The sequence below is a fragment of the Vibrio sp. 378 genome, from assembly GCF_033339435.1.
The window spans coordinates 1-636 of the sequence record NZ_JAWOUO010000702.1 but is presented as its reverse complement, the minus strand read 5'-3'; the positions used below and the strand labels follow the sequence as shown (position 1 = coordinate 636).

Genomic DNA, 636 nt, shown 5'->3' with positions numbered 1-636 from the left:
GTACTGGAATGGTTTTTTGTGACCATTCGTCCCAGTTGTAAATGTGTACGTCTGTACCACAAATCGCGGTTTTCTTAATTTTGATCAGAATGTCGTTATGGCCAACCTCAGGTTTGTCTACTTCGGTCATCCAAATGCCTTGTTCAGGCTTTAGCTTTGATAGTGCTTTAATTTTCATAGTATTCACCAAATATTGCCTCGCTCAGTGCGAAACAAAAAATCTCTATAAAGTTCATCATCACTCAACAATGCGGGATAAAAGGCTTAACCCAATGAGCCTGCTCCAACGGAGATTTGGGCAAGCCTTTGTCATCAAACCGCATCAACATGAGAGATATCGAACTTAGATAATGCCCATGTCTTTACCAACTTGGATGAACGCATCGATCGCACGATCTAGCTGCTCACGAGTGTGCGCTGCTGACATTTGAGTACGGATGCGCGCTTGGCCTTTTGGTACTACAGGGAATGAGAAGCCGATTACGTAGATGCCTTTTTCTAAAGCACGCTCAGCGAACTCCGCTGCAACTTTTGCATCGCCCAGCATGATGGGAATGATCGCGTGGTCTGCGCCGCCCATTGTGAAGCCTGCAGCTTCCATACGAGCACGGAAATGCGCTGCGTTTTCCCATAGAC

General features: G+C 46.2%; 1 protein-coding gene and 1 pseudogene. Both read right to left on the bottom strand.

The window, feature by feature from the left end; translation table 11 throughout:
• Positions 1 to 178: pseudogene (locus R7Q48_RS28370) on the bottom strand (alcohol dehydrogenase catalytic domain-containing protein); the annotation flags it as partial.
• A 165-nt stretch (positions 179 to 343) separates the two neighbouring features.
• The coding region (locus R7Q48_RS28365; RefSeq protein ID WP_318133656.1) for an aminotransferase class I/II-fold pyridoxal phosphate-dependent enzyme at positions 344 to 636 on the bottom strand (293 nt) is incomplete at its 5' end.